Annotated in this window: 8 protein-coding genes; all 8 read right to left on the reverse strand. The window is 54.7% G+C overall.

What is annotated here, in order from left to right; genetic code table 11:
- Positions 1–109 precede the first annotated feature (109 nt).
- Positions 110–1,000 (reverse strand): glucose-1-phosphate thymidylyltransferase RfbA, encoded by an 891-nt coding sequence (rfbA, locus tag OQK_RS02215; protein ID WP_016770915.1) that lies wholly within the window; start codon positions 998–1,000, stop codon positions 110–112.
- Positions 997–1,890 (reverse strand): dTDP-4-dehydrorhamnose reductase, encoded by an 894-nt coding sequence (gene rfbD / locus OQK_RS02220; RefSeq protein WP_016770916.1) that lies wholly within the window; start codon positions 1,888–1,890, stop codon positions 997–999. The genes rfbA and rfbD overlap by 4 nt, the downstream gene beginning before the upstream one ends.
- Positions 1,887–2,963: a dTDP-glucose 4,6-dehydratase gene (gene rfbB / locus OQK_RS02225; RefSeq protein WP_016770917.1), complete on the reverse strand. Its 1,077-nt coding sequence runs from the start codon at positions 2,961–2,963 to the stop codon at positions 1,887–1,889. The genes rfbD and rfbB overlap by 4 nt, the downstream gene beginning before the upstream one ends.
- A gap of 224 nt (positions 2,964–3,187) precedes the next feature.
- A complete protein-coding gene (locus OQK_RS02230; protein WP_016770918.1) occupies positions 3,188–3,427 on the reverse strand; it encodes a LapA family protein in 240 nt (79 codons plus the stop codon).
- Positions 3,428–3,457: 30 nt separating this feature from the next.
- Entirely contained in the window at positions 3,458–3,754 is a 297-nt protein-coding gene (gene ihfB / locus OQK_RS02235) for an integration host factor subunit beta (protein ID WP_007950920.1), read from the reverse strand.
- Between the two features lie 153 nt (positions 3,755–3,907).
- Positions 3,908–4,186 carry a hypothetical protein gene (locus OQK_RS02240; protein ID WP_016770919.1) on the reverse strand — a complete coding sequence of 93 codons (279 nt, stop codon included), beginning with the start codon at positions 4,184–4,186 and terminating at the stop codon, positions 3,908–3,910.
- Positions 4,187–4,378: 192 nt separating this feature from the next.
- Positions 4,379–6,064: a 30S ribosomal protein S1 gene (gene rpsA, locus OQK_RS02245; RefSeq protein ID WP_016770920.1), complete on the reverse strand. Its 1,686-nt coding sequence runs from the start codon at positions 6,062–6,064 to the stop codon at positions 4,379–4,381.
- Between the two features lie 119 nt (positions 6,065–6,183).
- On the reverse strand, positions 6,184–6,306 hold a 123-nt coding region (locus OQK_RS29845; protein ID WP_177318466.1), incomplete at its 5' end, for a (d)CMP kinase.

Genomic DNA, 6,306 nt, shown 5'->3' on the forward strand with positions numbered 1-6,306 from the left:
CGTTCCGTTGTAGGCAGCCAGCAAAACTGCAACCCTGGGTGATTTGACTGGCATGCCATTCCTGCTTGCACGATTGAAACACTGTTAGCTGAAAAACTGATACTCGTGATTAGCGAGCGCTCAAGTCCAGGAGCTTCTGCAAATATTGTCCATAACCGGTTTTTTTCAATGCATCAGCCTGAGCGCCCAGTTGCTCAGCAGTGATCCAGCCGTTGTGATAAGCAATCTCTTCCAGGCAGGCCACTTTCAAGCCTTGGCGCTGTTCGATGGTATGGACGAAATGGCTCGCTTCCAGCAGTGAGTCATGAGTCCCAGTATCCAGCCAGGCAAAACCGCGCCCCAGCATCTCGACATTGAGGGTCTCGCGCTCAAGGTACGCGCGATTCAAGTCGGTAATTTCCAGCTCGCCACGCTCAGAAGGCTTGATGCCCTTGGCGATCTCGACAACGTCATTATCGTAGAAATAGAGGCCGGTTACCGCGTAGTTGGACTTGGGGTTCAACGGTTTTTCTTCGATACTCAGCGCGCGGCCACTTTTGTCAAACTCGACAACGCCGAAACGCTCCGGATCGGAAACGTGATAACCGAATACCGTCGCGCCTTGCTGCTGGTTGGTCGCCGAACGCAGATTGTCCGAGAAATGCTGTCCGTAGAAGATGTTGTCACCCAGAATCAGGCAGCATGGATCCTCACCGATGAACTCTTCACCAATGATGAACGCTTGTGCCAGACCATCTGGACTCGGTTGTTCGGCATAGGTGAGTTTGATCCCGTAAAGGCTACCGTCGCCCAACAGCTTGCGGAAACATGGCAAGTCTTCAGGCGTCGAGATAATCAGAATCTCGCGCATACCAGCAAGCATCAACACCGACAACGGATAAAAGATCATCGGCTTGTCGTAGATCGGCAGCATCTGCTTCGACACGCCGAGAGTCAGCGGGTGCAGGCGCGTGCCCGAGCCGCCGGCGAGGATGATGCCTTTACGATTTGTCGTGGTCATTTGTTCAGAACTTCCCTAAGCATTCGGGTTACACCACTTTGCCAATCCGGCAAGTGTAGAGAAAAATTGTCACGCAGTTTTTGAGTACCCAGTCGGGAATTCAAAGGACGGCGCGCAGGTGTCGGGTAAGCGGTGGTATCGATCGGATTGATCGCCGTGACGGCAAGCGCTTCACCGTTTGCCTTGGCAAAGTCGATCACATGGCTGGCATAACCGTGCCATGAGACTTCGCCGGCGGCGGCCAGATGATAGAGCCCCGCCAGTTCCGGGCGAAACAAGACCTGCTCGATAGCCCGTGCGGTGACGTCAGCGATCAGCTCAGCACCAGTAGGCGCGCCGATTTGATCTGCGATCACACTCAGCGTTTCGCGATCCTTTGCCAGCCGCAGCATGGTCTTGGCGAAATTGTTACCACGCGCTGAGTAGACCCAACTGGTTCGGAAGATCAGGTGCTTGCAGCCAGAAGCGATAATCGCTTGCTCGCCCGCCAGTTTACTTGCGCCATACTGGTTCACCGGCGCGACGGCATCTGTCTCTTGCCAAGGCGTCTCGCCCAGGCCGCTAAAGACATAGTCGGTGGAGTAATGTATCAACCACGCACCCGAGACCGCCGCTTCTTCGGCCATCAGCCGGCTCGCTTTGGCATTGACGAGAGCAACCAGCTCCGGTTCCGATTCAGCTTTGTCGACTGCAGTATACGCAGCCGCATTGACGATCATGTCGGGCCTGACTTGTCGGATAGTTGCACGCAACGCAACCAGATCGGACAGATCGCCACACAAACCATCGACGGTATGACGATCAAGCGCGATCAGCTCGCCAAGCGGGGCAAGGGAGCGTTGCAGCTCCCACCCTATCTGGCCATTTTTGCCCAGCAGGAGAATTTTCATGCCTTGTTCGAGCGATCCGCATAGTTCTGATCAATCCACTGCTGGTAGCTGCCGCTCTTCACGTGCTCAACCCACTCAGTGTTATTCAGATACCACTCGACAGTCTTGCGAATGCCAGTCTCGAAAGTCTCTTCCGGAGTCCAACCCAGCTCGCGCTGGATCTTGCTCGCGTCGATCGCATAACGCACGTCATGACCAGGACGATCCTGAACATAAGTGATCAGGCTGGCGTGAGGACGATGGGCCGAATCAGGACGCAACTCATCGAGCAACGCACACAGGGTATGCACTACTTCGATGTTTTGTTTTTCGTTATGACCGCCGATGTTGTAAGTCTCACCGATCACACCTTCGGTGACGACTTTGTACAGCGCGCGCGCGTGATCTTCGACATACAGCCAGTCACGAACCTGGTTGCCTTTGCCGTACACCGGCAGCGGCTTGCCTTCCAGTGCGTTGAGAATGATCAGCGGGATCAGCTTCTCAGGGAAGTGGCATGGGCCGTAGTTGTTCGAGCAGTTGGTCACCAGTGTCGGCAGGCCATAGGTGCGGGCCCAGGCACGAACCAGGTGGTCGGAGCTGGCTTTACTGGCCGAGTACGGTGAGCTTGGCTGATACGGGGTGGTTTCGGTGAAGAGGTCTTCCGGACCTTCGAGGTCTCCGTAAACTTCGTCAGTCGAAATGTGGTGGAAGCGGAAGTTGGCTTTGCGCGTGTCGTCCAGCGCAGCCCAATAGTGGCGCGCAGCTTCTAGGAGTGTGTAAGTGCCAATGATGTTGGTCTGGATGAACTCGGACGGGCCGGAGATCGAGCGGTCTACGTGGGATTCTGCCGCGAGGTGCATGATTGCATCGGGCTGGTGTTCACGCAGGACACGGTCGATCTGATCACGATCGCAGATGTCGACGCGCTCGAAGGCGTAACGCGAATTCTGGCTGACTTCTGCCAGGGACTCCAGATTGCCGGCGTACGTCAGCTTGTCGACGTTAACGACTGCATCGGAAGTGTTGGAGATGATGTGACGGATGACTGCCGAGCCAATGAAGCCGGCGCCGCCGGTAACTAGAATTTTCACGCGAAGCGATACCCTTGAGCTGCGGACGGCGCTGCCAGCGAGCGCGGTCTAATCCATGAATGCAGAAGCCACTATCAATTGGCATCCGTCAGAGTCAGTCTGAATCGACATGCAAATAAGGCACGATCGAACAAGGGACGCATTTTACAGCTTAATGATGCTTTTACTAATGGATAAAGACAGGCTGATGCGCAATTTCGACAGATGCCGTGCGCCTGTCGCCTTTAGACCAGTCGCTTGCGCGCAGCTCTGGACGAACGTCCAAGAAACCAGCCCAAAATTGGACCGATGAGCATGCCGACCAGCAATGCCAAAACCGCGACAACCGACACCGGCAGCTGCGGGCCTGAAAAGCCGAAAAACAAAAGCGAGACTGACTGTTGGTTTTCAAGCACAAACGCCAGAACCACCAGAACCATCAGCAGAAGAAAAATGCCAAGCAGTATGCGTTTGAGGTTACGCATTCACGCCCCCTTGAATTTGAATAGCGAAGATCAAGCGCCCTCCTCCTCTTCCTCATTCACGCGGTCACGCAATTCTTTACCCGGCTTGAAGTGCGGAACGAATTTACCGTCCAGACTTACCGACTGGCCGGTCTTTGGATTGCGACCAACGCGCGGTGCGCGGTAGTGCAGGGAGAAGCTGCCAAATCCACGGATCTCGATACGATCACCGGTGGCGAGGCACTGAGACATTTGTTCAAGCATGGTCTTGATGGCCAGCTCCACATCCTTGGATGAGAGTAGCCCTTGATGGGTGACAATTCGTTCGATCAACTCCGACTTCGTCATATTTTTCCCTTCTTTTTCAAGCAGCTAGATCAGCGCTTGAAAGGTTTTAGCATGCCCGGAAGATTTTGAACAGCCCAGGGATTGACATATCTTTCCCGGGGTCAAAATGCCCATTTTCAGGGCACTCCAGTGGCGAGTCGGATCGCCACTGCCCTAACGACACATCACCAGCATGGTCCGGGTTACAAAGCCTGCGGGATTGAAGCCAAACGGGTATTCGTCTTCATCTTTGGCATCGTCAGAACGGGTGATGACCTTGTAGCCCTTGCCTTTGCATTCCTTGGTCGCACGCTTCTGACACTTCTCCCAACCGGAACCCAACCCGGAGCAATCGACCTCGACACCACTGACGCCGCGCACCGCATGGGTTTTCGCACTGGTGGTGCACCCTGCCAGCGCCAAGACCACTGCAACAACAAGTAACTTGTTCATCCACTTCCTTATGCCAGGCAAGCCTGACGACTAATGCTCAAGATTAAGCTTAGTCGCGAATAGGCGATTGATCCGATTAAAGAAACAGACCCGCAGCCGAAGCTATTGGTTTCATGGACGGACGTACAAAGACCAAATCGCACGCACAAAAAAGGGCGACCGAAGTCGCCCTTTTTAATGATCAACCAGAACTCAGTTCTGTTTGGCCATTGCTTGACGCAGCAGTGCCGCCATAGTGGTGTCAGCTGCTTCACCTTCCGGAGCTGCTTTCAGGCTCTGGATCGCTTCTTTCTCTTCAGCGTCGTCTTTCGACTTGATCGAGAGCTGGATTACGCGGCTCTTGCGATCAACGCTGATGATCTTGGCTTCAACTTCCTGGCCTTCTTTCAGAACGTTGCGCGCGTCTTCAACGCGGTCACGGCTGATTTCAGAGGCTTTCAGGGTAGCTTCGATGTCGTCGGCCAGAACGATGATGGCGCCTTTGGCGTCAACTTCTTTCACGGTACCGGTCACGATAGCGCCCTTGTCGTTAACCGAGACGTACTCGGAGAACGGATCGCTTTCCAGTTGCTTGATGCCCAGGGAGATGCGCTCGCGCTCTGGGTCAACCGACAGGATGACGGTGTCCAGCTCGTCGCCCTTCTTGAAACGACGTACGGCTTCTTCGCCCACTTCGTTCCAGGAGATGTCGGACAGGTGAACCAGACCGTCGATGCCGCCGTCCAGACCAATGAAGATACCGAAATCGGTGATCGACTTGATGGTGCCGGAGATCTTGTCGCCCTTGTTGAACTGGCCAGAGAAGTCTTCCCATGGGTTCGACTTGCACTGTTTGATGCCCAGGGAGATACGACGACGTTCTTCGTCGATGTCCAGAACCATGACTTCCACTTCGTCGCCGACTTGTACGACTTTCGAAGGGTGGATGTTCTTGTTGGTCCAGTCCATTTCCGAAACGTGTACCAGACCTTCAACACCTTCTTCCAGCTCAGCGAAGCAGCCGTAGTCGGTCAGGTTGGTTACACGAGCGGTAACGCGAGTGCCTTCTGGGTAACGGGCTTTGATAGCAACCCATGGATCTTCGCCCAGTTGCTTCAGGCCCAGGGAAACACGGTTGCGTTCGCGATCGTATTTCAGAACCTTGACGTCGATTTCGTCACCAACGTTGACGATCTCGGAAGGATGCTTGATGCGCTTCCAGGCCATGTCGGTGATGTGCAGCAGGCCGTCCACGCCACCCAGATCGACGAATGCGCCGTAATCGGTGAGGTTTTTGACGATACCTTTGACTTGCTGGCCTTCCTGCAGCGATTCCAGCAGAGCTTCACGCTCGGCGGAGTTCTCGGCTTCGAGGACGCTGCGACGGGAAACGACAACGTTGTTGCGCTTCTGGTCCAGCTTGATGACCTTGAATTCCAGCTCTTTGCCTTCCAGGTGCGTGGTGTCGCGCACTGGACGGACGTCAACCAGGGAACCTGGCAGGAACGCACGGATGCCGTTAACGTCGACAGTGAAGCCGCCTTTAACCTTACCGTTGATAACGCCCTTGACCACTTCCTCGGCTGCGAAGGCTGCTTCCAGAACGATCCAGCATTCAGCGCGCTTGGCTTTTTCACGGGACAGCTTGGTTTCGCCAAAGCCGTCTTCAACCGAATCCAGAGCAACGTGAACTTCATCACCAACGTTGATGTTCAGTTCGCCAGCATCGTTGTAGAACTGCTCAAGCGGGATGAGTGCTTCAGACTTCAGACCAGCGTGAACGGTTACCCAGCGAGCCTGGTAATCGATATCAACGATAACACCGGTGATGATGGAGCCTGCCTGAAGGTTCAGGGTTTTCAGGCTTTCTTCAAAGAGTTCCGCAAAGCTTTCGCTCATTTTAATTCCTGTAGATGAGGGCGAAGTAAACGCCCATCTCCACACCCCAGACGGTGTGGGTTAGTTTCATTTAAAAGAAGCACCGCAGGACTATGACTGGTCCCCTGCGGCCCTCTTGGTCACCCGGCGATATCGCGAATGGCGATCTCGCTCATGATGCGTTCAAGCACCTGATCGATGGAAAGCTCCGTTGAATCCAGCTGAATCGCGTCGGCCGCCGGCTTGAGCGGGGCTACTGCGCG

Origin of the sequence: Pseudomonas sp. R62, from assembly GCF_000257605.1 — a bacterium.
In the GTDB taxonomy this organism is placed as follows: Bacteria; Pseudomonadota; Gammaproteobacteria; order Pseudomonadales; family Pseudomonadaceae; genus Aquipseudomonas; species Aquipseudomonas atacamensis.

Bases quoted from the DNA above. Each gene is read 5' to 3' on its own strand.
- rfbA (WP_016770915.1), bottom strand. From the start codon at position 1,000: ATGACCACGACAAATCGTAAAGGCATCATCCTCGCCGGCGGCTCGGGC.
- rfbD (WP_016770916.1), bottom strand. From the start codon at position 1,890: ATGAAAATTCTCCTGCTGGGCAAAAATGGCCAGATAGGGTGGGAGCTG.
- OQK_RS02230 (WP_016770918.1), bottom strand. From the start codon at position 3,427: ATGCGTAACCTCAAACGCATACTGCTTGGCATTTTTCTTCTGCTGATG.
- ihfB (WP_007950920.1), bottom strand. From the start codon at position 3,754: ATGACGAAGTCGGAGTTGATCGAACGAATTGTCACCCATCAAGGGCTA.
- OQK_RS02240 (WP_016770919.1), bottom strand. From the start codon at position 4,186: ATGAACAAGTTACTTGTTGTTGCAGTGGTCTTGGCGCTGGCAGGGTGC.
- rpsA (WP_016770920.1), bottom strand. From the start codon at position 6,064: ATGAGCGAAAGCTTTGCGGAACTCTTTGAAGAAAGCCTGAAAACCCTG.